The sequence below is a fragment of the Chitinophaga sp. genome, assembly GCF_039596135.1.
Classification (GTDB): domain Bacteria; phylum Bacteroidota; class Bacteroidia; order Chitinophagales; family Chitinophagaceae; genus Chitinophaga.
Window position 1 is genome coordinate 21,711 of record NZ_JBCNKH010000007.1, and the last position, 23,854, is coordinate 45,564.

Genomic DNA, 23,854 nt, shown 5'->3' on the forward strand with positions numbered 1-23,854 from the left:
TAAACGGAAGGAGTGCAGGTATTATTTCTGCCGGGAGTGTAACGCATATCATTTAACCAGTAAACAGACATATAATGAGTAACGCAGGCAGACCAATGAAGTTTTCAGAACCGGCAGAGATACAGAATGCCTGGGAGGAGTTTAAGGTTAAATGTGATAATAATATAAAATACGAGGTGTCAGCAGGCAAGGTTCTTCAGGTGCCGGCACCGCGTATTTATACACTTGGTTCCTTCCAGGTATATATCGGGATATCTCGCGAAAGTTGGGGTGATTATAAAACGTATCCCGAATTTTCTGACACGATTAACGCCATAGAGGCCGAGGTACTGGCTCGTAAGGCTGATGCTCTCGTTAACGCAGAAGGTAGCACTCAGGGCCTTAAATTCGATCTGATGGCTAATTACGGCTGGCAGGAGAAGCAGGCTATTGAGCAGAAGGTGGAGCTAACTAGTGTTGAGGTCAAAGTAATGCCGGCTATTGATGGAGCACTGATATCAACTTCCGAGAAGGAGGTGGATATCTGATGTTTAGCGTAGGTCCACTATACGAGGCTAACCTGATGGCAGGTGAAGATGTGATTGTCAATCAGGGGGGGACATCTTCTGGTAAGACGTATAGCATCCTACAAGTCCTTTTCACAAAGGCCATACAGGCCCCCTACCTGGTAATCACTGTAGTGGGTCAGGACATACCAAACCTGAAAGCGGGTGCGTTAAGGGACGCTGAGGCAATTGTAGCGTCCTCGCCTGACCTCAGCAAACTGGTAGTTGATTATCATAAGACGGATAGGATATTCAAGTTCTGGAATGGCTCAGTAATAGAGTTCAAATCTTATGATAGTCCGCAGGATGCCAAGAGCGGTAAGCGTGATTACCTATTCATCAATGAAGCGAACGGCATACCGTACGGAATATATACCGAGCTGGCAATGAGGACCAGGAAACAGGTGTTTATTGATTACAACCCGAATGCTGAGTTCTGGGTGCATTCAGATGTGCTGATCGAGAAAGGGGTAAGATTATTCATCAGCGATCACCGGCATAATCCATTCTGCCCGCAGAAGATCCGGGATAAGATAGAGGCATTACGCTTTAAAGATTATGAGCTGTTCAAGGTGTATGGTCGGGGCCTGACTGGGAAGATCGAAGGGCTTATATTCAGGAACTACAGCATAGTAGACGAGATCCCGGCAGCAGCAGAATTGATCGCACACGGTCTTGACTTCGGCTTCACAAACGACCCTACGGGCCTGCTTAGTGTATACAAGTGTGATGGTGAGCTGTGGTTAAAGGAACGTATATATGAAACAGCATTAACGAATCAGGACATAGCCAGTAAGTTCCCGGGCCTCGGAGTGTCCCTGTATGATGCCATAGTGGCAGATAGCGCGGAACCGAAGTCGATAGCTGAGATAAACAATTTCGGGTACCAGGTAGAGTCGGCACAGAAAGGATGGGATAGCGTAAAGAACAGTATTGATATCATTAAGCGATTCAAACTCAATGTTACCCGGGACAGCACGAATCTGCGTAAAGAGTTGAATAGCTATAAGTGGAAACAGGACAAGAACGGTAAGACGCTCAACGAGCCGGTGGATTTTCTGAATCACCTGATTGATCCGTTAAGGTATGTAGGGCTGAATAAGCTGGCTAATAGTAATAGTGGTATTTACGATTTAAGATAATATGATATGTGGGATAAAGTAACAGTGGGTCAATTCCAACAGCTGTATGACATTCAGCAGGGCAACTTTGAACTGGAAGTGGATAGACAGGTACATCTCCTTTCATGCTTGGATGGCAAGCCTATTGAGCACTATGAAAGTATGTTGCTTACAGACCTGATGAAGGAGTGTGAGCGAACCAAGTTCCTGTCCATAGGTGATGTGCCAGTTATCCCTACTCCAAGGGAGATTACTGTCAATGGGCAAGTATATCGACCGCTATACGAGTTTCGTGATGTGGTTGCAGGTCAGTTCATCGATGTGATGTCAGTGGCCAAGACGCCTGACGAGAACATCCTGAACCTGCACCGGATGCTGGCCGCGATCTGCCGACCAGTTAAGGACAAGAAGATCCAGTCGTACGGGTCGATACCGTTCGACGATGTAGCAGAGGCCATGCTGCAGTTGCCAATTGTACAGGCACTGGCTATATCAAATTTTTTCTTCGATGCCTGGAATCGCTTCTTAAAAGTTATTCCGGGCTATTTGGAACGAAAGATGAAGAAGGGGAAGAGGCTGACAGAGATGGAGCAGATCATTCACGGATTAGCTTTGGTGAGCGCTGGGGGTGGCTACTAAACGCTACTCAAGTAGCAGAGATGGAACGTATACCACTTGCCCAGGCGTATGACCTTAACACAATCAATTTCCTTAACGATCTTGCCTTCCTGAAAGACAAGGCAAGGTATGAAAAAGAAGAGCACAACAAATGGCTTCAGAAGGGCAAAGGCAAAGGCAGTTATTAGATAGTGGGTTCCTTGATACATTAGGGATATCCAAGAATGACATCGATCTTGATCCCAAGAGTGGGGAGCTTGTGTTTACATATTGGATGGGAGAGCTTATTAAGGAGCTACAGAAGGGACTTAATAATCAGGGGAAAGGATATGGGGGTTATAAGGCGGAGATTACAGCTTCTGGCGTCCTATCTGCATCTATTAAACTGGAATTCGTAAAAATGAATTCGCTGGCCTTTAAGGGCCGGGTCAGCATGTTATATTACGGGGATTTTGTAGACAAGGGGGTGAAGGGGGTAGGTCCGGGAAATAAAAACACCAGCAGCCCATACTCTTTTAAGAATAAGTATGTGCCGGAAAGCATGCGCAACGCCTTGGTAAAATGGCTACAGGAGAAAAATGATCTGTCCGATAGAGTAACTAAAAAAGGGATCATGGGCGCGCATGCAGACGAGAATGGAGTACGACCAAATGTGAATGCGATTGCGGCTGCAATAGGTACAATCGTTAAACAAAAAGGGTTGGCCGCCAGGCCATTTAAACAGAAGGCCCTGGACAGGATAGTAGAAGGTTTAAAGCGGGATCTTGGTGCAGCTCTGGCAAAGGACATTGCTATTAATATTAAAGTAAATATAGACTCACTTAAAGGCATATGATTACGATAGGCACAACTCCGCAGAAATATACGCCAGCGTTTAATCCGGTAGTCTTTTCGCTAACGTCCGACAACTATTCTCAACCGGATTTCAAGTTCGTGGCCGACGTATATAGTGGCGACGGTCAGCTACTGGCCACTTTAAAATACCAACCGCAGGCGGTGGGGACGGATCCGGTAACCATTGATGTTTCCCGAATATTGTACGAGTTAGTTAGCGCTGACTACTGCAAGTTAAATGAGGTTGTCAGCCCATCCATTGTGGTAACATCAGGTGGCGCATTGTCTGATTATAGTGTTCAGTTTGGAGAGCAGTATAATAACGTGATATACGCCAACCTTGCCAGCTATAGCGGGTATATTTTTAATGGAGCCATAAATGGTTTGCGGTTGCCTTTCTTTAATCATACCGGTTACCTCAATAACCGCTGGCTGACAAGATTCGCCCGGCAAGTGGCGAGGAAGCGGGACAGCATAATGATGTCGTTAATGCAAAGCGACGTAACGGCAATAACCGGATTCGATCTAAAGATATATGATCTGGCAGGTACCAACATCTATTCAACTACCATATCTAATCCTTACAATAGCCTATCCGCCTCCAATAATCGACTACTGCATTTGCACATTGGATTTGATTACCTATATTCCAGGTTAGCATTTAGTAGCACTATATACAATACTGCTGCGTACTATACCCTACAGCCTATTGGTGGCTCCGTATGCCAGATCGATCTATATAGTCTCTGCGAGCGCTTCCCCGGTACCCGTCTTCACTTCCTTAACGAGTTAGGCGGGTTTGATTCGTTCAATTTCACGCTGGATACGAAACAGACTCAAACCACAGAGCGGAAGACGTACCAGCGACAGCCAGTCAATAAAGCAACTGGGTATGATAGTACCAACAAGAGGTTTGAGGTATTGACCCGGAACTATTACAGCACCTACACTGAGAAGCAAAAACTGATTAGCGACTATCTGACTGACACGGAATCAAGGATGCTGGCGGAGTTATTAAAGTCTCCGCTCGTTTACATGGAGACTGATGCCAGTGTTTATGGCGGGGCAGGTAATATCTTGATTCCAGTGACCCTCACGACTACGGAATGGGAGATAAAGAAGGGGAAAACAGATAAGCTGTTCAACCTGGAACTGGATGTGGAGATGGGATTTGAAAATGTAGCTCAGGTAATTTAGAAAAAAAATCAGCTTTTCTGATATATACCTGTGATGATACATAGCGCAGTTATAGTCGAAGGGGTAGAGTTGGACCTTATTCAAGATGTTACTACCGACTTCACGTATTCCATTCAGGACATCCGTGAGCCGGATAAGCGCACGACCGACTTTTCTAAGACTATCGATATACCGGGCACTCCGAAAAACAATGCCCTATTCGCTCACATTTTTAACCTTAATGTAGAGAATACCTACAACCCTGCCGATACCAATATCGGTTATAACTATAATCCAAATAAGGTAGCAAAAGCGCTGGTGCTGGTAGATGGGATTCAGGTGTTCAACGGCGTCATCCGGATATTAAAGGTGACAGTTGAGAAAGGTGAGGTGAAATATGAGACCAATGTGTTGGGTAGGCTCGCTGATATCTTGTATGCGTTTGGTGATTCCAAATTAAGCGATATCGATTTTAGCGATCTGAATCATACACTTACCGCGAGCTGGATTCAAGGTGTATGGAACAATCCCAATAACTATCCATACACATATCCGTTAATTGATTATGGGCTGTCAGTGGATGGTATCAACTATCCTATTCAGAACTTCGCCCCAGCTATCAGGGTGAAAGAGTATATCGATCGTATGTTTACTCAGGCAGGATTTACCTATGATTGTTCATTCTTTAACCTGCCATATTTCAAGAACCTCATCGTTCCTAATACTGAGAAAAAAGAATTCACGCAATCCGCAACGAGCGCGAGATTCCTGCAACAGACATCTTCTCAGCAAACCGTCACCAATGGTAGGGTAGGGAAGTGGCGCGAGGTTACAAACTGGTGGGGGCCACCAAGAGGTATAGATAAATATGGGCTTATTGTTGCTCTTACCGGCGATGACTCCGACTCCCGTACTCAAATTAAATTCACACGCGATATAGAGACCAGCGTTCAATTTAACTTAAAATATCTGTGCAGTAGGGATGGGTATATAAATGTGAGGCTGAATGGAGAAGTAATTACTAACCTGGACGCTGGCACCTATGAGGTGTTCCCACATACTGCGACTTTGGAAATTGAGAAGAGGCAATTTGTTGCTGGGGATATCCTCACCATCTCTATGGACATCTCCCCTAAATGTAAGATTACATTATATCCAGAGTCCAGCGTTATCATGCCTTCACCGACCGATGATAGCACCTATCCGGTTGACGAGGGAGCGGATATTGTGATAGCCGACTTTGTGAGTAAGAGCATCGCTCAGAAGGACTTCTTCAAGTCAATTATATTAATGCATAACCTCTATGTATTCACCGATCCGAATAACGACAAGAATTTATTTATTACTCCACAGGGATGGTTTTATAATACATACGCAGGAGATGCTGTTGACTGGACATATAAGGTTGACTACAGCAAAGAGATCGAGATTGTACCAATGGGGGAACTTACTGCGAGGGAGTTCTTGTTTACCTATAAGGAGGATAGCGATTATTGGAATTCCGATAAGTATAAGAAGATATACAACGAGATCTACGGGCAGCGCAACTATGTTGTTGATAATGATTTTGAGAAAGATACTAAGAAGATAGAGCTAATCTTTTCTCCCTCCCCTATGGTAGACGGCGTAAGGGTTGGCAATAACGACCGTCGGGTTATTCCCCATATATACAAAGTTGGTAGCGACCTGACCAAAGAGCGTGACACTTTTAATATTCGGATACTACAGTATGGTGGATTGCAGCATAGTTATGCGGCAGATAATGTTACATATGCCACTTGGCATATTACCGATTCAACCGGAGCAGTGCTTCTCAGCTCTGTCATGTACCCTTATTCCGGGATGTGGGATAACCCTACAGCCCCCAGCAGATCGTTGGAATTTGGGCCTCCTAAAGCCATTTTCTTTACCTCTCCACCTACCGGATATCCCGATGTGGGATTGTATCGCTTTTACTGGGAAGGTTTCATTAACGAAGTAGCGAACAAAGATAGTAAGCTATGGCGAGGCTATGTATTCCTGACACCTTCAGACATCAATCAGCTTGACTTTAAGAAGCTGGTAAAAGTGGAAAACATCTATTTTAAACTAAACAAGATTGACGGATATAGCCCGCTCACAAATGATGTGACCAGGGTGGAATTATTCAAAACAGTGGTACAGGTCGATGTGGTTAAGCCTGGCTTCATTCTTCACGAGGATGGTGGCTATTTAATTCACGAAGACGGTTCATCACGAATACCATATGCATAATGGCAGATAAAAAAATATCCCAGCTTGACGATGCGGCAGCCCTTTCGGCCAATGATTACTGGCCCGTCAATCAGGACCATACTACAGGGAAAGCACTAAAGGCTACGCTGCAGGCATTAAAAGAATTTGTACTTGGCGGAACTACGGCAGGGGCGAGGATCTTTTTTACAGTTGGGGCTCCGTCCTCAGGATTGGGAGTTGACGGTGATGTAACATTTGATATTCAGCTGCACCGGATATACCAGAAAGCATCGGGGGCTTGGGTACTGAAAGATACATATGGCGCCATCGGTGGTATGGATCAGATTCGGTTTACTTCTGTTTACGGCAGCGGCGGCTTATCTGCGGATGGATTGACATATACAAACCCGGACCTGATAGATACGGTCCCACAGGAGGTAAGGGTGGAGGCAGACCCGCTTATCCGGGTAGAGGAATTCGGCAATACACCTGCATTCGATGAATGGGATTTCGATGTCACTACCGGAGTATTTGTATTTGGCTCGGCACTGCCAGCCAATATGAGAATAACCATTTTATACTCACTATAAGGCATGGCTAATAATGTACCTGTAGATGTTAACGTCAACCTCAATGGGGCACAGACGTTAAAAGACCTGAAGAAGGAACTAAAGGAGGCGCAAGGCCAGGCTATTGCTTTGGCACGCCAGTTCGGTGAGCTATCACCACAGGCGCAGGCAGCGGTGGCTCGTGTTGCTGCGCTGCGGGATGAGATCGCGGATATGAACGAACGTGTGGCCCTCGCAGATCCTGGTGCTAAGTTCCAGGTATTGGGCAATGCTATTCAAACTGTGGCCGGCGGCTTCTCCGCTGCACAGGGAGCTATGGCATTATTCGGCGCTGAGAGCCAGGACCTACAAAAAACAATGGTGAAGCTGCAGGGAGCCTTGGCATTATCCCAAGGGCTATCCACCATCGCCGACAGCTGGAAGGATTTCCAGCGGTTAGGAGCTGTGATCAGAACTCAGGTAGTGGGAGCCTTTACCACCCTAAAAGGCGCTATTGTAGCGACAGGCGTTGGTGCATTGGTTATCGCTCTCGGGCTGATAATTGCCAATTTCGAGAGCATTGAGAATTGGTTGAAAAAAGTAATACCTGGATTCGAGGGGTTTGGTAAGGTATTCGATAAGGTGAAGGCCGTAGCAATGGGCGCATTGAGCGCTATCGTGGAGGAGTTCAAGATCATCGGGGATATACTTGGTGATATCTTTAAAGGCGACTTCTCTGGCGCAATTAAGGAGGCGAAGAACTCCGGGAAGCGCCTTGCCAATGCATACGTCCAAGGGTTTAATGAGGAGGTCGCAGACCAAGCAGCAGAAGCATCTCGTAAGGCTGCCGAAGATCTGGTAAAACAACAGGAGAACCAGCTAAAAATACTTAGGGCCTATGGCGCAACCAGGAAGAAGGAAGCCGATGCGCTTGAAATGGATATTGCCAAGAATAAGATCAAATCCCTGAAGAACGAAACGAAGGATGAGAAGGACGCAGTACTTTCTGCACAGGCGGATCTGGAAGCTTTAAGAATAAAGCAGGCGCAGGAAGAAGGGCAGAACAGGCTGAATGAATTAAAGCAACGTCAGGCACTTCAGACCAAAGCTTTGCAGGATGCCGGCGTTAACACTATTGGCTTACAGGAGAAACAATTACAGGCGCAGCTCGCATTGGAGAAGAGGTACGGTTTGGATACGAAGGACACTATACAGGCTATAGCTGATGCCAGGCTATCGGATAAGAAGGCGCAGTTTGATAAAGAACTGGCTGATCTCAAAGCGCAGCAGGAAGATGAGGTTAACTTTAGAAAGATATCAGGCGATGCTATTTTAAATAACCAGATCGCAGCACTCAGAAAGCAGCTGGAAGCAGCAAAGATTTCAGGGCAGGATACTGCCGATATTGAGAAGCGGATAGCTGATTTGCAGGATAAAACTTTGTTTAACCTAAAGAAGGTACACCTTGATGCGCAGCTGGAACTGTATAGAAAATATGGCATAAGTCTAAAAGGGATCCAGGATCAACAGGCAGCGGAGGAATTGGACCGCCGGCAAAAGCTAAATGAATTATTGAATAAGAAGGTTTATGCTTACTCCATGGATAATTTAACAGCTCTCCAAGGAGTAGGTAAAGCTGTTGAAAAATTAAATAAGGACAATGAAAAGGTTGCTGGGGAAACTAGGGCAAAAACTGAAGAACAAGAGAAAGCTAAGCAAGGTTTGTATTCTAGCACAGCCGCGTCATTGCAGACATTAGCAGATGCCAGCGAATATTCATCAGACATACAAACTGCCACAGCGGCGGCATCCGCTGCTTTAATTGCATTTTACGAGGAAGGCAAACAAGGGTGGCTTGAAAAAACCAGTGCTGCCTTAAAGGCGGCTACAGCTGTATTTGGTACCCAAACTGCTCAGGGCAAGGCCGTGGCTATTGCATCCACCACCATCGATACATATCAATCCGCATCCCTCGCATATAGGAACGGACAAATGGTAGGCGGTCCGTGGGGTATTGCTCTCGGTATTGCCGCCGCTGCCGCCGCTGTTGTTGCGGGTATTGCACGAGTGAAACAGATAACAGCGGTGAAAATACCCGGTGCCACATCTTCCAGTAGCGCCTCTACTATCGCCTCAGCATCCACTCCGTCTGTCCCTACTATAAATCCGAATATGACCAGCACGTTGGTAGATCAGGCGATGCAGCAGAACAGCAATCTCCAACAGGCACAGAGAGTCTATGTAGTGGAGACAGATATTACCGATGCACAGAAAAGAGTAGCAGATATTAAAGCAAACGCACAATTCTAAAACATGAAAAAAGACCTACCAGTATTCGAACTGACAATCTCCGATAACCTGTCCGACGATAGTGAAGTGAATTTTGTTGCCTTGGTAGACAGGCCAGCTATCCAGCGTGATTTCCTTATGTTTAACCAGGACATGAATGAACAAGATATATCCTTTGCTCGGCAGATGATTCCACATCATCAGATGGCGATAGACATGGCCAATAAGGAGATTGTGCAGGGGGCTAATGCCGAGTTGAAAAAAATGGCACAAAATATAATTGACGCCCAATCCTTGGAAATTGATATACTAAAACAATATTTGCCAAAGGATACCCCTGTGAATATGCGAGTCGGTTTCGCAGTTCAGGACGAAGAACAACACATCGTAACAGGTCCGGCCATGATCCCGGATAGCTTGATATATCGGAACGACACCAACGGCGAATATTATGTAACATTCTCTACTAATACAATTAATAAGATAGCTCAACGATTTTTTCTAAACGGCTACCAGGGTAATATAAATATTATGCATAAACAGGCCGACGTAGTAGCCGATAGTGTATTCTATGAGTCCTGGTTGGTTGATAGAGAGAAAGGGAAAATGCCGCTGAAAGGATTTGAAGACTTGCCAGATGGTACCTGGTTTCTCACAGCAAAGATAAATAATGAGGATACGTGGCAAAAGATAAAAACCGGCGAGTACAAAGGGTTCTCGGTCGAAGGATTATTCGACTATTCTCCTGCTGGCACTTTTACACCCGAACAGAAAACACTTAATCGGATCATAGACATTCTTAATTCCATTAACGAATAATACCGGCGGGAAAATAAATGTATCTCCCTGGCATTCCTGCCGGGGATTTTTTATTCCCTCAATCCGCAAAAAACGACCCCACTTGATATATGCCTGTAGAAACATAGGTATATGACTGCAAAAGAAGCACTCACAAAAATAAAAACACTTCTTACCACTGCTTTCAACGACGAAGGCGCCGGCCAAAAATTCGAATCTGGTAAGCTGTCTGATGGCACCATGATCGAGTACTCCAAGCTGGAAGCAGGCGGAGACATCTCTGTCGTTGGTGCTGACGGCACGAAGACCCCAGCACCTGTTGGAAACTACGAGCTGGAAGACGGTCGCATTGTAGTAGTATCTGAAGCCGGCAAGATTGCTGAGGTTAAAGACGCGGCTAAGGCGGCAGAACCAGCAGCCGATCAACAGCAGCAACAGGCTCAGACTCAGCAGATGGCTGAAGGCGATCCAGCCACTCCTGCAGCAGGAGGCGGTGCTGTTGACTGGACGCAGGCAATCAAAGACATGAAGGCGTCAATTGCCTGGCAGGCTGAAAGAATTGCATCTCTTCAAAATGCTATGCAGACTTTCAAAGATGCATCCAGCAAGACCTTCACAGCATTCATGGAGTTTTTAGAAGCTGATCAGGCAACAGCGATCACCAATCCCAAGCAGACCGTATTCAGCGACGCAAAGACAAAGAAGGATGCCGCCAAAACAAATTTCATGAAGGCTTATGGCGCTTTCCAGGATAAGCTGAAAGAAAAAACAGCAACTGCCTAAAAGTAATCACTTCCTCAAAATAACCATTAAAAATTATTCACATGGGTTACGACGTTTCAGCCCTTACTAATTATACGAAAGACAACAAGGATATCCTTGTTACCAGCTCCGTTTTTAGCGCTAAGACACAGGCTCTTATTTCTCAGCAGGGCAATGTTCTTACTGGTATTAAGACTGCAGAAAGGATTGGCAATATTGATACCGATGCTGTCTTCCAGGCAGGCGGTACATGTGGATTTAATGCAAGCGGCACTACCACCATTACTCAGCGCACCATTACCGTAGGCAGTATCAAGGTAAACGAGTCTTTATGTCCGAAGACGTTGGAGGCAAAATATACCCAGCTCGCTCTTTCTGCCGGCAGCCGATACGAAAAAATCCCTTTTGAGCAGGACTATACAGACAAAAAATCTGCCCGTATTGCCGCACAATTAGAAACTGCAATCTGGTTAGGTGATACTACCAGTGCCAATGTGAATCTGAACAAGTTTGACGGCCTGGTTAAGTCGATTGATGCTGCCTCCGGTTCTGTAATTCACGCCAACGTAGCTGCTTATACCAGCGGTGCGCCTTATGGCACTGGTACTGTTATCACGGGAGATGTTGCCTTGGCAATCGCAGATGGTATGTATAGTGCCATCCCAATGCAAATCATTGATAAAGATGACCTGCGTATCTTCTGCGGGTGGGACTTCTTTAAGGCGTATATCTTGGCGCTGAAATACAAGAACCTATATCATTATTCTGCAGAAGACGATAAGTCTGGTGAAGTATCTATTCCTGGTACATCCTACAAGCTTACTGCGGTGCATGGGCTGGATGGCACTAAGAGGCTCTTTGCATTTCGCATGTCCAACATCTACCTAGGTACAGATATGGAGAATGAGGAAGAGAAATGGGAGATCTTCTTTGCAAAAGAGGCAGATGAGGTTCGCTTCGTAGCAGAGTGGAAGCTGGGCGTAAACTTCGCCATTCCGGATGAAATCGTTGAGTTTCACCTGGGCGCATAAGTAATTGGCCGGCTCACACCGGCCTTTTTTCTAACATCTAAATCATAACACCATGGCCTGCAACCTTACGCAGAACATGACAATAGATTGCCGGGATTCAGTCGGCGGTGCTAAGGAGATTCTCTTTATCGAGTTCGACAATGTTACGACAATCACTGAAGCGAGTGGCGTAGTCACTGCGATCACAGTCGCTACCGGCAAACAATTCCGCCGGTACCAGGTACCAAAGGAAACATCCTTCTTCACAGAAGCACCTAATAGCTCCGTTCAGAATGGAACAATTTTTTATCAGCAAGAGCTGACCGTCGTACTGAATAAAATGCAGGCAAACACTCGGAACGAAATACAGCTACTAGGCCAAAATCGATTATTGGCAATAGTGCTTGATCTGAATGGTAGGTATTGGCTCTTAGGCAAAGAGCGTGCACTCGATATGACAGGAGGCGAGGGTGGGACTGGTACCGCCACTGGTGACCGGAATGGATATTCCAGAACGTTTACTGGCATGGAACGATTCATGGCTCCGGAGGTACAATCTACTATTATCACAGCGTTGCTGTCCCCGGCAAGTTAACCATATCCTTAACAGTTAGGAATAGCCTGGAAACACCAGGCTATTTTTTTTGAAAAAAAATGTGTGTTTCTGATATATAGTAGTGATGATAATCTTGAAACGAAATGAGCCGGGAGTAATGATAGTGACTGCATCTGAGAATGCAACACTTGACTCTACTGAGTTCAATATCAGTTTCGTTAACGACATCACTAAACAGGAGATAGTTATTCTGAATGCGTCAGACATTAGCGGTTATCCAGAGAGGTTCAATAGGTTCTCAGTAGATATATCTCTTTTCGACGGTGCCAATAACGGATTCTGGACGTATAGCATTACTGATCAAGACGATAATCTGCTTGAAGTAGGCAAGATGAGGCTCGAAGGCGAAAAAGTATCTCCTGTTCAATATGAAGGTGCACCTATAGAATACAAAACATATGGCGAATAGCGATTTGAAAACAACTGAGATGGGAAATGGAGTAGTGCTTCTTCACTTTGAGGATGCCGCTCAACCAGTGTTCGTGGAGAAGAAAGGCAAACCATATGTTCTTTATGGGGAAAAGAATGATTACCCCAATTACCTGCTTTACCTGTACAACAATTCCGCCAAGCATAGCGCTATTATCAATGGTAAGGTAGATTATGTGTGCGGCAAAGGCTGGGTTTATGATAAAGAATCCACGCCGGCTGACCAGCAAGCAGCCATTAATCAATTTTTGGCTATTGCCAATGCAAAAGGAGAGTCACTAAACGAGGTGACTGAGAAGATAGCGCTCGATATGGAACTCTTCAACGGGGCTTATCTACAGGTGGTATGGAATCTTCTTGGGGAAATAGCCAGCGTCTACCATGTAGACTATACGACCGTTAGAAGCAACAAAGACAATACGGAGTTTTATGTGTCTGACGAGTGGGTAAAATACAGCCCAGATGGTACTTACAGGACCAATAACAACCCGGTATATAAAGAGTTTGGTGCATTTAATACCAATCTAAAGAAAGGCACACAGATACTCTATATAAAAAAGTATCATCCTGGTATTGACATTTACACACTGCCAAGTTACAGGGGGTCTATCACTTGGATCGAGGTTGATATTGAGATTGGAAACTATCATTTGAATAATGTAAAGGGGGGATTCTTTGTAAATAAGCTAATCAACTTCAATAACGGGAAGCCAACACAGGAAGAGCAGGGGAAGATAGAGAAGATGTTTGATTCGAAGTTTGGCGGGGTGCGTGGTAGAAAGTATATGCTGGCATTCAATGCTGATGCTACCAAGGCAGCAACAGTACTGGACCTTAATGTGGCTGAATCAGATAAGCTATTTGACCAATTAAATAAGACTACTCAACAGGAAATTTTTACCGGGCATAGGATTACGAGTCCTATACTATTCGGCATCAAAACTGAGGGGCAGCTTGGAGGGAGAACCGAGATCCGGGAAGCATATGAGGCCTTTCAAAATATATATGTTAATGGGCGGCAGCAATGGCTGGAGAAGGTCTTCAGTATGCTTATCAAATTCAAGGGAGGGATCGCTTATCCACTGACAATACAAAGGACTGAACCTATATCATTTGAGTTCAGCGAGGCAATCCAGTCACAAAACATGACACAGGATGAGATAAGAGAAAGGATTGGATTACCGCCAGCTGAAAAGAAAGACAACTCTGCCGCACAAGAGACCATTAATGCAATAAACAGCCTGTCTCCACTTGTTGCCAATAAGGTTTTAGAGAATCTTACGAGCGATGAATTAAGAGCTTTGATTGGATTAAAGCCTGCCCCTACAGGCTCCATCCCTAATACGCAACCACTGCCACAACAGCAGAATCATCATCACTTTACCCAGGAGGAAGATGAAAAAGACATTGAAGTGTTTGCTCAATTTGGTGTTGCTAAAACTGAGCGCACCATTTTAAAGTCTAAGAAGGTCATTTTTTCTTCCGATGAAGAAGAAAAAACTTATTTCGCTGATGAGACGAAGAGCATGACAAATCTTGAGTCAAATATTTTGGAGCTTCTGAACAAAGATCCGTATACCACTCAGCAGATTATTGCTGATACTCTCAATATCGACGTAATAGTAGTCAATAATGTATTACGTGTGCTTGAATCTCAGGGACAGATTGTGGTTACACATGAATTGAATAATGGGGATGAGACTATTAAGCGTGTACCAATAAAGAAAGCGACTAAAGAGGCTGCAAAAAAAAAGCCCTTTACAAAAACTATTGAGGTAATGTACTCATATGAAGGGCCTTACGATAATAGAAATAGAGCATTTTGTCATAAAATGATGGAGCTGGATAGGCTGTATTCCAGATATGATATTGAACGTATCAGCGATAAGCTGGGGTATTCTGTTTGGGCCCGTCGCGGTGGATGGTACGACGGTAGGCCATACTGCAGGCATCACTGGGAGGCACATGTTGTGGTAGATAAACAGGTCGTAAATAATCTTAATTAGACATGAGCAAGAATATCTTATTCATATCAGAACAGAAATTGAAGGACAGCAGCATGCTCTCAGAGAATGTTGATCCGAAACACCTTTTACCCATCGTAAAGGTCGTTCAGGATCGGTTTATTCTTCCCATGCTGGGCACCAACCTATATAATAAATTACAGGACCTGGTAGCTGCCAATGCGGTTGATGGCAATTATAAAATATTGCTTGATGATTATCTCACTGATACTCAGGTATGGTACACTTTGGCTGAACTACCCATTAGTATTCAATATAAGCTAATCAATAAAGGCGTAGTAATCAGGACCGGAGAAGCGATTCAAACAGTTTCATTCAGTGATGTACAGAGCCTTATGGATAACTTCCGGACAAATGCAAAATTCTATGCCCAACGGACTATTGATTACCTGTGTGAGAAACAATCTCTATTCCCTGAATATGTAAATCCAGGTAATGGATCAGATACGATTCATCCGGACCAGACACAGTATGAGTGTGGGATATTTCTTGGAGGGTATTGTCATGAGGATAGGAGATCATTTGAGGAACGATATCAGGGCAATAGCTATCGCAAACCATTATAATATGGCTTACAAAAAGAACGAAAAAAAATTACAGGAGTACTTTCAGAAAATAGGCAAACAGCATGACATTAAACAATCTGATAAATCTGCTAAGAAGCTACGCCCAAAGCCACCTTCAAATTAACGACTTCGGCTCAGGAGATCTGTCAGATTTAGCAGCATCGAAGGATGTGAGATTGCCTGTAATGTGGGTATCTTATCCCACTGGAAGGTATTCACAAAATCAGATGTTCTACAACCTCACGGTTTTTTTGGCCGATCAAATTTTTGATGACAAAAAGAATGAATTGGAGGTACAGAGCGACATGCTGTCTATTGCTTTAGACACATTCGCTTTTTTGAGAGATAATCCCGGCTTTGATTTTCAGGTTGACGCTGACGCAACAATTGATTTTTTTACCGAACGATTTGGCGAACTCACTGCCGGGTGTGCAATGAGTTTCACACTTCGTGATCCAAAACCGCTAGACAGATGCGTAATTCCATTCGACTGATTATTTTATTTCTCTTTCTTTCCCTCTCTGCTTTTTCACAGTGGAGGCCAAGCCCGTATAACTGGGAATATTATGGATTGAAGGTTACAGGTCCCCTGATTTTACCAAATTTTAGTGCTGATCCTGCTTTATTAGAAGATGGGGCAATTCGTTATAATGGCTCTGATGTGCAAATCAGGAAAGGTGGAGTTTGGGTTAATATTGCAATAGGCGTACACTTAGACTCCGCCAGGCGTTCAAACGATACGCTGTACTTCCGGAGGACAAATGGAGGACAATTAGCCGTTAATATAGCTGGATTGCCTATTAGCGCAACAAATGGACTGGCAGATAGCCTGCTGAATATCCGTTTTAGCGGGATGATGGATACTGTTTCCACTATTACTGGTCTACAGTCTTATTCAGGAGCGGCGAAAATCCTATATGTAAAAGATTCCATCCGAGGTGGTTTGTTTTATCATCAGAATACCGGCACTTCCGATGGAGGAACTGTATTTGCAGGCACGTCTGGATACTGGAAACGGTTTTATGATAGAGGCGTCGTGCAGGTAGGATGGTGGGGTGATAAGACCGATGCTGGCATTCAGTCTGCTATCAATGCAGCCGATACCGGCGGAGTTGTTTATCTCCAACCTAAAACAAGATACATAATAGATGGGCCGATAAATCCACGTAATGGCCAGCAGATTATCGGGCAATTTGATACCATACAGCGCTGTAACGAAGTGAAGGCTGTTCTACAGACGGCTATTGCAACGGGGAATGGAAACAGGACATTTAATGTTAGTAATGCGACCGGCTGGGTAGTCGGTATGTATATTAATTTTTATTCTACTTCTGTACCGCGCGGTTCTACGGCCATACATAAGATTCTATCTGTATCTGGAAACACTATCACAACCGATGGTGCGAATACATATGACCAGGCTTTCGCCATAGGAGATACCGTAATAACAGAATTCCCTATGATCGCAAATCCATTAGGGGGAGGACCATATTTAAGAAATGTCTTATTAAGTCGTATTGTCTTTGATGGCAATAAAGACAACAACAATTCGCATCCAGTGTGGGAATGGGGGGCATCTGTTGGGCTTTACGTGAATGGAGGGAGGGTGGAGGATTGTGACTTCTTAAACTCAAAAGCAGATGGCCTGATCATTGGTGGTGTAAATCCCTATGTTAATCATTGCCGATTTATAAATGGGAATAGCAATGGGGTCCATCTATCTGGCGCACATACACCAGTTGTAAGTAATAGCTACTTCTATAACAACAACCAGAACCTAAATACGGGACACAATGAGGGGCACATCACATTTTCGGATAGTATTTTTAATGCGAATATTTATGGTAACTGGTTTAAGCTGACCTCTCAGTCTGGCATTGGCTCGTTGGATAATCCTTTTTCAGGAAACGGCAACGCAAGTATTCACGATAACGTGTTTGATAGTTGTACGTATGCAATAATGTATATTGGTAATGGCTCTTATGGCAATCCTAATATTGTCAATTTTAATATAAGTAATAATAGGTTTAAAGATTGCGGTCCGCTGCGCATACAAGGCCTTGCTCAAACAACTATCGATAGATCCAAAGGCCCTGGAAGGATAGAGGTAAACGGGAATTATTTTCTGAACAGTGCAATGACCATCGCAAGGGCCAACAACATCAATGTTAACGGGAATTTATTCTATAAAGAAGCAGCGGCAACATTAAGTCAAAATGCCTGGATTTTCTTAATAGACAATGAAAACATAACAATTACAGGAAATCATTTTTATAATCATGTGTATGCGTTGCAGTGTGATCAATCCGCTGTTACAACAGGCACCTACAAAGACAAGGGATATCTGATAGCAAATAATTTTTTTATTGACCAGTCAGTACGGTCAATTGCCTTTAATTCTAAGAATAGCGGAACATTTGAGAATATAAAAATTTCCAATAATAATTTTAGAAACTCTGTTACAAATAACGCTGTAGTACATCTTGCAAGTGGTATGGAGTTTAGTGACAATACTATGCTCTGCATGGGGGCATATGCGTCTTCATATTGTGCGATTGGAGCGCAATATATTACTGGCAATTACCTGGATAGCGTCTTTAATATTGTTATTAAAAATAACATAATAAAAATGACCACTGGATATGCCATTAAAATCGGCTATGGCGGCAGTGGTGTTCAGGTTGTTGGCAATCAATATACATTGGGGTCGGGACTAGGTCCGCAATCAGTGGGCGCCATTATCGATTCTACCGGCGGTAGGGCCTACTATTGGGGTAACAAATATATAGACTCTTCTACCACCATACTTGGTGCTACGAAGCTTGTTGCCGGATTGCCCGGAAGTGGTAAGGTGTTAACCGATACTACTGGTCGTGGAGACATAGCATGGCGTTCTGCTGTTACTTCTGTTGGGTTGTCCTTGCCCTCTATTATGTCTGTAACAGGATCTCCTGTTACAACTACAGGTACTTTATCCGCCACGCTGGCAGATCAGGGAGCAAATACTGTCTTTGCCGGTCCGACGTCTGGCGGTGCTACTACACCTGCTTTTCGTGCACTGGTTGCGACTGATATACCAACGCATGATGCATCCAAAATTACTTCGGGAGTTTTGCCTGTTACATATGGAGGTACTGGATTATCGGCGCTGGGGTCTGCTTTACAACAGGTTAGGGTAAATTCCGGCGGCACAGCTTTAGAATATTTTTCAGCCGCTACTGAAACATTCGGTACTATTTACGGAGATGGAACAATGACAACGTTCCCTTCTAACGTTTCAGATATAATTCTCACCCCAACCGCAAACAATACGATAGATCTATCTACGAGTGCAAGTTATCCAGGGGCCACAGGGAGAATAGTTAGAATTTACAATACTACTAACTATACATTCCAGATACATGGAGTAACCGTTTCTAATAAGTTTGTTTATGTGGTCTGGACCGCAACCAATTCACCAGCATTTATAAATCTATAACAGGCATGAAAGAAAAGGCATTGGCATTTAGCAGTGGAATTATAGCAAGTATCCCATCTTGGCCGTGGAACGACGGGGTAAAAACATTGTTGTTGGCGATGTTAGGAGGTATCGGTGGTATGATCGGGAAAGAGATTTTTAACCATATAAAATTTAAAATAAAACGATGGCGGACATTAAAGTAGGCGTTTCGCAAATAAATAGACCTGCTCCTCTGTGGTATAGGAGACTAAGCAATGCTTTAATCATCTTTGTTATACCTGGTGCAGTGTCTCTTGTACAGGGCTGGGGCCTAACCGATAAAATAACTAACCGGTGGCTGCTAATCCTTTCTTTCATTCCCGCTATCCTAAAAGGAATATCTGCTTTGTTGGGCAACGGGCAAAACTATACGCAAGATGAAAAGTAAATTATTAATGATCGGCATCTTTCTCCTCTTTGGGTGCCGATCTCCCGAAAAGATCGCGGCCCGCAAAGCGGCAAAAGAATCGGCGGCTCGACAAAAAGAAATGGTACAGCTGCAGAAGGTACGGGAAGCCCTTCCTTGTGTTCCTGTGCAGCCGTTGCGGCTTGGTATTACGCAATACCTGCCTGGTGAAAAGATCCCCTGTAATGGTAAGGATAGCGCTACCTGCCCTGATCAGAAGTTTCGGGTTGATACAATGCCAGTTTTGGACATGGCGGCGCTGAAAGCGGTACGCGACAGCCTTGCCGAGGCAAACTTAAAGTGCGATAAGTTACTTGATAGATACACTGACGAAGCGGCCAAGAATGATAAACTGCAGGCAGAGCTCAAAGGAGAGAAATCAGATAAGGATGCCTGGAAAAAACGAGCATGGTTAACATGGATCGGCATTAGCCTGGTTGTAGGCGGCGGGATTTTCTCAAAGATTAAAGGATTAATATGAAAAACGCATATCCAGAAAAGCTGATGGTTCCATACCAAAGGACAAAGGTAGAGATGGGCAAAGTAGTAGCTTACTTAAAGAATGCGGATATACCAGTTGAAGTAAAACGTTCTACGTATATAGTCTTCCGAAATGAAAGTGCAAATGGCAAATCAGGAGTAAACAATAATTTCGGCGGCATTCAGGTAGACAGTACCAGATGGCCGGCCAAATATGACCACCTGATCACTGGTGTGGTTTCCAAAGCGGAGAACGGGACCGGGAAGGGAAGATTATTTGCAGCTTTTGCCAGCCCTGAATCATTCCTTGAAATGCTTGCAGATCGTTTAAAAGATCGGGGCATATTTGTCGGTGGCAATACCTACAGGGTAGTTAAAGCACATGTAGATACGCCAGAAGAACTGGCATTGATTTATAAACGTGAATGGGTAACAGGGAATGAGGATGCTATTCCGACAGAGACTGAGCAGAATAACTTCCTATCTATGTACAGCCAGGCGGCTAAACTGTTTACATAAAATATAGTCGATCGACTATATTTTCCTACTATTCTCGGTGGCCTTTCTATTAATGGTGCATCCCAGATCCCTAAGATATATCATAGTTTGATCAAGTGATCTATGCCGATATAATTGCATAATAGCATAAGGGTCTACTCCCGCATTTGCAAGGTGAATGCCTCTAGTATGTTTGAATCCATAAAGTGTAAACCGATCCTCCATGCCCAACCGATCGCGATAGGCCCTGAAGTGGAGAGCATAATAGCCATGGGACGCTGGCATTGCCCCGGGCTGGCCCTTGGCCCCAAATAAGAGATAGTCTTTTGGTAGTTTATCAAATCCCTGTGCCAGATAAAATGCCTTTAATTCGGGATCCAGCGGGATATAATCATCACGCCGGGCCTTGGTGTCTTCGCCATTAAGCCTAATAAGGTCACGGTCGTACAGGATATTGCCTGCGCGTAATGCCATCATTTCCTCCTTTGAGCGTACGCATGCGTAGTAGCTGGTAAGTATCAGACCCTCCATGTATGTATCACCTGCATCGCGAACTGTTTTCAAAATCAGCGTCAGCTGTTCATCACTGTAAGCGGCATGCTTTCTGGCGATAGTCTCCCTGTATTCCGCTCCTTCAATTGGATTCTTATCAATGATACCGTGAATAGGCTTGGAGATCATATTGAAGAAGCCTTGCAATGTCATCAAGTAATTGTTGTAGGTGGTATTACCCCATCCATTTTTCTTGTCTTCTTCCTCAAGAAAGGTCAACGCAACCCCGGCAGTAATATCGCTGGCTTTATAGAGCAACATTGACTGGCGGTTCAGCCACTCCTTAAACAGGTTCAGATGACCCGAATAACGCCGCATGGTACCAACACTTTTCCGTTGGTGGGTCTTCTGTTCTAGGTAATAAGTGATCGCTTGAATAACTGTGTAACTGCTTCGTTGTATTGACTGCAAGGATGCCTTATGCTCCTGTTCAGCAATAACAGCCTGCACCTTCTGCTCTTCGCCGAATGGTGAGTATCCCTCACGCAATGCCTGGTTGACGGCATCTCGCAACAATTGTGCATACGCAATCTTGTCGGCGCCATGCTTTCGGTTAAGGTCTTCGTAAACCCGGAACTTTTCTTTCCGAAAAGTCAAAGGATTAACATACCTGTAAATCACATACCATTTGCTCACATTTAAGTTTAATGTGGCAGGGTAGATTACTGCTGGTGTAAAATTTAAACTGGTCATATGCATAAATTTTTTCTTTTTAGCATTGACCCCCGAACGACCCCTGTTTACTTCTTTTTTTAGTGAAACCCGCGTCGGGAGCGGGTTAGTTAGTACATTGTCGGGATGACAAGATTCGAACTTGCGGCCTCTTCGTCCCGAACGAAGCGCGCTACCGGGCTGCGCTACATCCCGCTACCTACCCAATTACTAAATTTAAGAAAAAAATTGGCATATAATTCGCCTTCTATCCCCCAGGTCGCAATATCTTTGCGCCCACAATTACTATGAAAAGATTATTATTAGCCGTTTTTCTCTATGCCGGTGTAAATGCCTTTGGTCAGGACAATCCAAATCCCAAAGCCGTTTCAGCCTTTATCACTATTGTAAAACAACAGGATAAACAGGTACTCGCCGATAAAGTCATTTATCCTTTAAAAAGACAATACCCGCTTCCAGCCATCAATAATAAGCAGGAATTCCTTGCCCGTTACAATGAATTATTTGATGACTCACTGATTCATATCATTGCTAATTCCGATCCCGCAAAGGACTGGACCTCAGGCGGATGGAGAGGGATTTCCCTGAATCATGGGCAGGTATGGCTGGATGACAATGGGAAACTGGTAGGAATCAATTATCAGACAAAAATAGAAGCCGCTAAAAGAGCTGCACTGATAGCAGCCGATAAAAGCCAGATTCATCCCTCTTTGAGAGATTACAAACAACCCGTTTTAGCATTTCAGACGGATAAATTCAATATACGTATCGATGATATGGGGAATAACAGTTTCCGGTATGCCAGTTGGCCGGTGAATGTCAAAACCATCGATCAGCCGGAGATGGTGATCCAGGATGGGAAATTTATACGTGAAGGTTCAGGCGGGAATCATTCTTTTTCTTTTGAGAATGGTGCGTACACTTACAACGTAGAAATTACGATTATTGGAATGGGGAAGGTACCGCCTACATTGACGATTTCAAAAGGGGATGAAACGATCCTGGTACAGAAAGCAAAGAAATAATAAAGCACTTATTGAAACAATTAGCCCCAGCCGGTAATCCAGCTGGGGCTTCCCATTAAAATTGTAAAATAAACAAACTAATATGGCTATACTAAACGCATATCCACTGCTGTTTATCTGAGTCACAAATTTACACCCTTTATCCACGCTTATTAAATCCGCTATCAATCATTCATCACCTCCATGTACAATCATTAAAATTTAAAAAACACACCATATTCAGAAAATTGTCCATTTGCCAGTAAAAAGTCGTTGTACATTTCATCTTTTTTCCTGATTCGCTATTGTTGTTCTAACACAAATATTTAATTTCGGTGATATAATACATTGTCTCTTAATCAAAAAAACCGAAAACCATGAAGCAAACTGTATCTGCTATTGCTTTAATGCTTGCCCTGGCCGCTTGCGGCGGTGGTACTAAACCTGAACAGGCAAAAACTTCTGAAGCACAGGAAGCTGCTGCTACCACGGGTGCTGCTTACGGCATCGATACTGCCGCAACTACTGTTGACTGGAAAGCTACTCACAAAGGTGGTATGGCGCCTCGCTGGGGTGTCATCAAGGTGACTTCCGGTACCCTGAATGCTGAAAATGGTACTATTACAAGTGGTGAATTCGAAGTAAACATGAATTCTCTGACCACTGATCCTGCATCTGTTACTGAAAAGGATAAAAAATCCACTGACCTGGATGGCCATCTGAAAAGCCCTGACTTCTTCGATGTTGCTAAGTATCCTACTGCTAAATTCGTTATCACTGCCGTAGCTCCTTACGACAGCACTAAAGGTAAAAGCCTGGAAGCAGGTGCAACTAACCTGATCAGCGGTAACCTGACCCTGAAAGATAGCACACTGAACATCACCTTCCCGGCTACTGTTACTGTAACTGCCAGCGATGTGACTGCCAGCGCTAAATTTGTAATCGACAGAACTGCCTGGGGTATCCACTACAAAACTGAAGGCAGCCCTGAAAACTGGGTGATCAGCAAGGATATCGAAATCGGCTTCAAACTGAAAGCTGCTAAGAAATAATTGCTATCTGCAAAAAATAGAAATAGGCTGTGTCGTAAGTACGATACAGCCTATTTCTATTCGGGATACCCGATGGTGGCAGGTAGTCTTTATGCGATACCTAGAAAGTTCATTATAGGAATACCGATGGCGGTAGGTACC

24 protein-coding genes and 1 tRNA gene are annotated in these 23,854 nt (G+C 44.2%); 23 read left to right on the forward strand and 2 right to left on the reverse strand.

Translation table 11 applies throughout. The features are described 5' to 3' along the window. Positions 1–74 precede the first annotated feature (74 nt). From ABDW16_RS07170 to ABDW16_RS07270, 21 genes are all read left to right on the forward strand, one after another. Positions 75–527, forward strand: a complete 453-nt coding sequence (locus ABDW16_RS07170; RefSeq protein WP_343668713.1) for a terminase small subunit — start codon at positions 75–77, stop codon at positions 525–527. Further along, a complete protein-coding gene (locus ABDW16_RS07175; protein WP_343668715.1) occupies positions 527–1,687 on the forward strand; it encodes a terminase large subunit in 1,161 nt (386 codons plus the stop codon). The genes ABDW16_RS07170 and ABDW16_RS07175 overlap by 1 nt, the downstream gene beginning before the upstream one ends. A gap of 6 nt (positions 1,688–1,693) precedes the next feature. Next, positions 1,694–2,305, forward strand: a complete 612-nt coding sequence (locus ABDW16_RS07180) for a hypothetical protein (protein WP_343668717.1) — start codon at positions 1,694–1,696, stop codon at positions 2,303–2,305. Between the two features lie 20 nt (positions 2,306–2,325). Next, positions 2,326–2,472 (forward strand): hypothetical protein, encoded by a 147-nt coding sequence (locus ABDW16_RS07185; RefSeq protein ID WP_343668718.1) that lies wholly within the window; start codon positions 2,326–2,328, stop codon positions 2,470–2,472. 86 nt (positions 2,473–2,558) lie between these two features. Next, a complete protein-coding gene (locus tag ABDW16_RS07190; RefSeq protein ID WP_343668719.1) occupies positions 2,559–3,119 on the forward strand; it encodes a hypothetical protein in 561 nt (186 codons plus the stop codon). After that, positions 3,116–4,315, forward strand: a complete 1,200-nt coding sequence (locus ABDW16_RS07195; protein WP_343668720.1) for a hypothetical protein — start codon at positions 3,116–3,118, stop codon at positions 4,313–4,315. Before ABDW16_RS07190 ends, ABDW16_RS07195 begins: the two co-directional genes overlap by 4 nt. 33 nt (positions 4,316–4,348) lie before the next feature. Continuing rightward, positions 4,349–6,547 carry a hypothetical protein gene (locus ABDW16_RS07200; protein ID WP_343668721.1) on the forward strand — a complete coding sequence of 733 codons (2,199 nt, stop codon included), beginning with the start codon at positions 4,349–4,351 and terminating at the stop codon, positions 6,545–6,547. Beyond that, positions 6,547–7,098, forward strand: coding sequence for a hypothetical protein (locus ABDW16_RS07205; RefSeq protein ID WP_343668722.1), 552 nt, complete (start codon positions 6,547–6,549; stop codon positions 7,096–7,098). The genes ABDW16_RS07200 and ABDW16_RS07205 overlap by 1 nt, the downstream gene beginning before the upstream one ends. Before the next feature lie 3 nt (positions 7,099–7,101). Then, the gene (locus tag ABDW16_RS07210) at positions 7,102–9,366 is read left to right on the forward strand and encodes a hypothetical protein (protein WP_343668723.1); all 2,265 of its coding nucleotides are present in this window, start codon (positions 7,102–7,104) and stop codon (positions 9,364–9,366) included. Between the two features lie 3 nt (positions 9,367–9,369). Then, positions 9,370–10,164 carry an XkdF-like putative serine protease domain-containing protein gene (locus ABDW16_RS07215; protein WP_343668724.1) on the forward strand — a complete coding sequence of 265 codons (795 nt, stop codon included), beginning with the start codon at positions 9,370–9,372 and terminating at the stop codon, positions 10,162–10,164. Between the two features lie 111 nt (positions 10,165–10,275). After that, complete coding sequence (locus tag ABDW16_RS07220) at positions 10,276–10,926, forward strand: hypothetical protein (protein WP_343668725.1); 651 nt, start codon at positions 10,276–10,278, stop codon at positions 10,924–10,926. A gap of 41 nt (positions 10,927–10,967) precedes the next feature. After that, complete coding sequence (locus ABDW16_RS07225; protein ID WP_343668726.1) at positions 10,968–11,936, forward strand: hypothetical protein; 969 nt, start codon at positions 10,968–10,970, stop codon at positions 11,934–11,936. A gap of 52 nt (positions 11,937–11,988) precedes the next feature. Further along, the gene (locus ABDW16_RS07230) at positions 11,989–12,510 is read left to right on the forward strand and encodes a hypothetical protein (RefSeq protein ID WP_343668727.1); all 522 of its coding nucleotides are present in this window, start codon (positions 11,989–11,991) and stop codon (positions 12,508–12,510) included. A 94-nt stretch (positions 12,511–12,604) separates the two neighbouring features. Next, on the forward strand, positions 12,605–12,940 hold the full coding sequence (locus ABDW16_RS07235) for a hypothetical protein (RefSeq protein ID WP_343668728.1): 336 nt from the start codon (positions 12,605–12,607) through the stop codon (positions 12,938–12,940). After that, positions 12,930–14,966 (forward strand): winged helix-turn-helix domain-containing protein, encoded by a 2,037-nt coding sequence (locus ABDW16_RS07240; RefSeq protein ID WP_343668729.1) that lies wholly within the window; start codon positions 12,930–12,932, stop codon positions 14,964–14,966. The genes ABDW16_RS07235 and ABDW16_RS07240 overlap by 11 nt, the downstream gene beginning before the upstream one ends. 2 nt (positions 14,967–14,968) lie before the next feature. After that, a complete protein-coding gene (locus ABDW16_RS07245; RefSeq protein WP_343668730.1) occupies positions 14,969–15,550 on the forward strand; it encodes a hypothetical protein in 582 nt (193 codons plus the stop codon). A gap of 62 nt (positions 15,551–15,612) precedes the next feature. Further along, complete coding sequence (locus ABDW16_RS07250) at positions 15,613–16,044, forward strand: hypothetical protein (RefSeq protein WP_343668731.1); 432 nt, start codon at positions 15,613–15,615, stop codon at positions 16,042–16,044. Then, entirely contained in the window at positions 16,023–19,028 is a 3,006-nt protein-coding gene (locus tag ABDW16_RS07255) for a right-handed parallel beta-helix repeat-containing protein (protein ID WP_343668732.1), read from the forward strand. Before ABDW16_RS07250 ends, ABDW16_RS07255 begins: the two co-directional genes overlap by 22 nt. Positions 19,029–19,033: 5 nt before the next feature. Then, positions 19,034–19,213 carry a hypothetical protein gene (locus ABDW16_RS07260; protein ID WP_343668733.1) on the forward strand — a complete coding sequence of 60 codons (180 nt, stop codon included), beginning with the start codon at positions 19,034–19,036 and terminating at the stop codon, positions 19,211–19,213. Positions 19,214–19,426: 213 nt separating this feature from the next. After that, the gene (locus tag ABDW16_RS07265; RefSeq protein ID WP_343668734.1) at positions 19,427–19,936 is read left to right on the forward strand and encodes a hypothetical protein; all 510 of its coding nucleotides are present in this window, start codon (positions 19,427–19,429) and stop codon (positions 19,934–19,936) included. Continuing rightward, complete coding sequence (locus ABDW16_RS07270) at positions 19,933–20,454, forward strand: hypothetical protein (RefSeq protein ID WP_343668735.1); 522 nt, start codon at positions 19,933–19,935, stop codon at positions 20,452–20,454. The genes ABDW16_RS07265 and ABDW16_RS07270 overlap by 4 nt, the downstream gene beginning before the upstream one ends. Before the next feature lie 15 nt (positions 20,455–20,469). Here ABDW16_RS07270 and ABDW16_RS07275 read toward each other — a convergent pair whose 3' ends face one another. Together ABDW16_RS07275 and ABDW16_RS07280 are read right to left on the reverse strand one after the other, a co-directional pair. After that, entirely contained in the window at positions 20,470–21,678 is a 1,209-nt protein-coding gene (locus tag ABDW16_RS07275; RefSeq protein ID WP_343668737.1) for a tyrosine-type recombinase/integrase, read from the reverse strand. Positions 21,679–21,778: 100 nt separating this feature from the next. Continuing rightward, a tRNA-Pro gene (locus tag ABDW16_RS07280) sits at positions 21,779–21,852 on the reverse strand. 92 nt (positions 21,853–21,944) lie between these two features. On the opposite strand from ABDW16_RS07280, the gene ABDW16_RS07285 reads away from it, so the two are divergent. Both ABDW16_RS07285 and ABDW16_RS07290 read left to right on the forward strand, forming a co-directional pair. Then, positions 21,945–22,682: a hypothetical protein gene (locus tag ABDW16_RS07285; protein ID WP_343668739.1), complete on the forward strand. Its 738-nt coding sequence runs from the start codon at positions 21,945–21,947 to the stop codon at positions 22,680–22,682. Between the two features lie 356 nt (positions 22,683–23,038). Next, a complete protein-coding gene (locus tag ABDW16_RS07290) occupies positions 23,039–23,713 on the forward strand; it encodes a YceI family protein (protein ID WP_343668741.1) in 675 nt (224 codons plus the stop codon). Positions 23,714–23,854 lie beyond the last annotated feature (141 nt).

Coding starts and splice junctions, on each gene's coding strand:
- ABDW16_RS07170 (WP_343668713.1), top strand. CDS start 75: ATGAGTAACGCAGGCAGACCAATGAAGTTTTCAGAACCGGCAGAGATA.
- ABDW16_RS07175 (WP_343668715.1), top strand. CDS start 527: ATGTTTAGCGTAGGTCCACTATACGAGGCTAACCTGATGGCAGGTGAA.
- ABDW16_RS07180 (WP_343668717.1), top strand. CDS start 1,694: ATGTGGGATAAAGTAACAGTGGGTCAATTCCAACAGCTGTATGACATT.
- ABDW16_RS07185 (WP_343668718.1), top strand. CDS start 2,326: ATGGAACGTATACCACTTGCCCAGGCGTATGACCTTAACACAATCAAT.
- ABDW16_RS07190 (WP_343668719.1), top strand. CDS start 2,559: ATGGGAGAGCTTATTAAGGAGCTACAGAAGGGACTTAATAATCAGGGG.
- ABDW16_RS07195 (WP_343668720.1), top strand. CDS start 3,116: ATGATTACGATAGGCACAACTCCGCAGAAATATACGCCAGCGTTTAAT.
- ABDW16_RS07200 (WP_343668721.1), top strand. CDS start 4,349: ATGATACATAGCGCAGTTATAGTCGAAGGGGTAGAGTTGGACCTTATT.
- ABDW16_RS07205 (WP_343668722.1), top strand. CDS start 6,547: ATGGCAGATAAAAAAATATCCCAGCTTGACGATGCGGCAGCCCTTTCG.
- ABDW16_RS07210 (WP_343668723.1), top strand. CDS start 7,102: ATGGCTAATAATGTACCTGTAGATGTTAACGTCAACCTCAATGGGGCA.
- ABDW16_RS07215 (WP_343668724.1), top strand. CDS start 9,370: ATGAAAAAAGACCTACCAGTATTCGAACTGACAATCTCCGATAACCTG.
- ABDW16_RS07220 (WP_343668725.1), top strand. CDS start 10,276: ATGACTGCAAAAGAAGCACTCACAAAAATAAAAACACTTCTTACCACT.
- ABDW16_RS07225 (WP_343668726.1), top strand. CDS start 10,968: ATGGGTTACGACGTTTCAGCCCTTACTAATTATACGAAAGACAACAAG.
- ABDW16_RS07230 (WP_343668727.1), top strand. CDS start 11,989: ATGGCCTGCAACCTTACGCAGAACATGACAATAGATTGCCGGGATTCA.
- ABDW16_RS07240 (WP_343668729.1), top strand. CDS start 12,930: ATGGCGAATAGCGATTTGAAAACAACTGAGATGGGAAATGGAGTAGTG.
- ABDW16_RS07245 (WP_343668730.1), top strand. CDS start 14,969: ATGAGCAAGAATATCTTATTCATATCAGAACAGAAATTGAAGGACAGC.
- ABDW16_RS07250 (WP_343668731.1), top strand. CDS start 15,613: ATGACATTAAACAATCTGATAAATCTGCTAAGAAGCTACGCCCAAAGC.
- ABDW16_RS07255 (WP_343668732.1), top strand. CDS start 16,023: ATGCGTAATTCCATTCGACTGATTATTTTATTTCTCTTTCTTTCCCTC.
- ABDW16_RS07260 (WP_343668733.1), top strand. CDS start 19,034: ATGAAAGAAAAGGCATTGGCATTTAGCAGTGGAATTATAGCAAGTATC.
- ABDW16_RS07265 (WP_343668734.1), top strand. CDS start 19,427: ATGAAAAGTAAATTATTAATGATCGGCATCTTTCTCCTCTTTGGGTGC.
- ABDW16_RS07270 (WP_343668735.1), top strand. CDS start 19,933: ATGAAAAACGCATATCCAGAAAAGCTGATGGTTCCATACCAAAGGACA.
- ABDW16_RS07275 (WP_343668737.1), bottom strand. CDS start 21,678: ATGACCAGTTTAAATTTTACACCAGCAGTAATCTACCCTGCCACATTA.
- ABDW16_RS07285 (WP_343668739.1), top strand. CDS start 21,945: ATGAAAAGATTATTATTAGCCGTTTTTCTCTATGCCGGTGTAAATGCC.
- ABDW16_RS07290 (WP_343668741.1), top strand. CDS start 23,039: ATGAAGCAAACTGTATCTGCTATTGCTTTAATGCTTGCCCTGGCCGCT.